A 2,232-nucleotide genomic window follows, 5' to 3' on the forward strand; every position below is an offset into this window, starting at 1 on the left:
GCGATGGTGCCGCTGGCCAACATGTTCGGCTACGTCAACAACCTGCGCTCGATGACCCAGGGTCGCGCGCAGTACACCATGACCTTCGATCACTACGCCCAGGTGCCGCAGAACGTGTCGGACGAGGTGCTGGCCAAGATGGCCGGCTGATCTCAGACACGAACGCGCATCACTGAACACGCATCCGATCTAGCGGAGAAGTAAAATGACCAAGGCAAAGTTTGAGCGTAACAAGCCGCACTGCAACATTGGCACGATCGGCCACGTCGATCATGGCAAGACGTCGCTGACGGCTGCGATCACGAAGGTTCTGGCGGAGAGCGGCGGTGCGTCGTTCACGGCGTATGACCAGATCGACAAGGCGCCGGAAGAGAAGGCGCGCGGCATCACGATCTCGACGAGCCATGTCGAGTACGAGACGGCCAATCGCCACTATGCTCACGTCGACTGCCCGGGCCACGCTGACTATGTGAAGAACATGATCACCGGTGCGGCGCAGATGGACGGCGCGATCCTGGTTGTGTCGGCGGCTGACGGCCCGATGCCGCAGACCCGCGAGCACATCCTGCTGGCCCGCCAGGTCGGCGTGCCGGCGCTGGTGGTGTTCATGAACAAGTGCGACATGGTGGACGACGCCGAGCTGCTCGACCTGGTCGAGCTGGAAGTGCGCGAGCTGCTGTCGAAGTACGATTTCCCGGGCGACGACATTCCGATCGTGCGCGGTTCGGCGCTGGCTGCCCTTGAGGACAGCAACAAGGAGCTGGGCCACGACGCCGTGCTGAAGCTGATGGAAGCGGTGGACAAGTACATCCCGCAGCCGGAGCGTCCGAAGGACAAGCCGTTCCTGATGCCGGTGGAAGACGTGTTCTCGATCTCGGGCCGCGGCACGGTGGTGACCGGTCGCGTCGAGCGCGGCATCGTGAAGGTGGGTGAGGAAGTCGAGATCGTCGGCCTGAAGGCGACGGTGAAGACGACCGTGACCGGCGTCGAGATGTTCCGCAAGCTGCTGGACAGCGGCGAGGCCGGCGACAACATCGGCGCGCTGCTGCGCGGCGTGCAGCGTGAGGACGTCGAGCGCGGCCAGGTTCTGGCCAAGCCGGGTTCGATCACCCCGCACACCAAGTTCAAGGCGGAAGCCTACATCCTGACCAAGGAAGAGGGCGGTCGCCACACCCCGTTCTTCACCAACTACCGTCCGCAGTTCTACTTCCGCACCACCGACGTGACCGGTGTTGTGCAGCTGCCGGCCGGCGTCGAGATGGTGATGCCGGGCGACAACGTTGCGATGGATGTCGAGCTGATCGCGCCGATCGCCATGGACGAAGGCCTGCGCTTCGCGATCCGCGAAGGCGGCCGTACCGTCGGCGCCGGCGTCGTCGCCAAGATCATCGCGTAAGCATCGAGCGTCAGACAGGATACAGGACAATGGATAGTCAGAATATCCGCATCCGCCTCAAGGCGTTCGATCATCGGGTGCTCGACCAGAGCACCAGCGAGATCGTTTCGACCGCGAAGCGTACCGGTGCGCGCGTGCGGGGCCCGATCCCGCTGCCGACCCATATCGAGCGCTTCACCGTGAATCGTTCGCCGCACGTCGACAAGAAGTCGCGCGAGCAGTTCGAGATCCGCACCCACAAGCGGCTCCTGGACATTGTGGACCCGACCCCGCAGACGGTGGACGCGCTGATGAAGCTCGACCTCGCCGCCGGCGTGGACGTCGAGATCAAGCTCTGAGGAGAGTATCATGCGCTCCGGAGTGATCGCCAAGAAGCTGGGCATGACCCGGCTGTTCTCGGAGGACGGCACGCATGTGCCGGTCACCGTGCTGAAGGTGGACAATTTGCAGGTGGTGCAGCAGCGCACTGCTGAGAAGGACGGTTACACCGCCCTCCAGCTCGGCGTCGACACCATCAAGCCGAAGAACGTCACCAAGGCCCTGCGCGGCCACTTCGCCAAGGCGAATGTCGAACCGAAGCGCAAGCTCGTTGAGTTTCGCGTTCCGGCCGATGCCCTGGTGGAAGTCGGCGCCGAACTGTCGGTGGAGCATTTCATTGTCGGCCAGTATGTCGACGTGACCGGCACCACGATCGGTAAGGGCTTTGCCGGTGTCATGAAGCGGCACAATTTCCGTGGCCTGGAAGCCAGCCATGGCGTGTCGGTCAGTCACCGTTCGCATGGTTCGACCGGTCAGCGCCAGGACCCCGGCAAAGTGTTCAAGGGTAAGAAGATGGC

General features: G+C 63.3%; 4 protein-coding genes. All 4 read left to right on the forward strand.

Annotation, left to right across the window (positions count from 1 at the left end; all coding sequences use genetic code 11):
- A partial coding sequence (locus AAFM29_RS17240; protein WP_341713959.1) for a hypothetical protein occupies positions 1 to 150 on the forward strand: 150 nt, incomplete at its 5' end.
- 55 nt (positions 151 to 205) lie between these two features.
- Positions 206 to 1,396: an elongation factor Tu gene (tuf, locus tag AAFM29_RS17245; RefSeq protein ID WP_341713957.1), complete on the forward strand. Its 1,191-nt coding sequence runs from the start codon at positions 206 to 208 to the stop codon at positions 1,394 to 1,396.
- A 29-nt stretch (positions 1,397 to 1,425) separates the two neighbouring features.
- On the forward strand, positions 1,426 to 1,734 hold the full coding sequence (rpsJ, locus tag AAFM29_RS17250) for a 30S ribosomal protein S10 (protein WP_144257943.1): 309 nt from the start codon (positions 1,426 to 1,428) through the stop codon (positions 1,732 to 1,734).
- A gap of 10 nt (positions 1,735 to 1,744) precedes the next feature.
- Positions 1,745 to 2,232, forward strand: a 488-nt coding sequence (gene rplC / locus AAFM29_RS17255) for a 50S ribosomal protein L3 (RefSeq protein ID WP_341713958.1), incomplete at its 3' end; no start/stop codon positions are given.

Source organism: Erythrobacter sp. (assembly GCF_038133525.1).
Lineage (GTDB): Bacteria > Pseudomonadota > Alphaproteobacteria > Sphingomonadales > Sphingomonadaceae > Qipengyuania.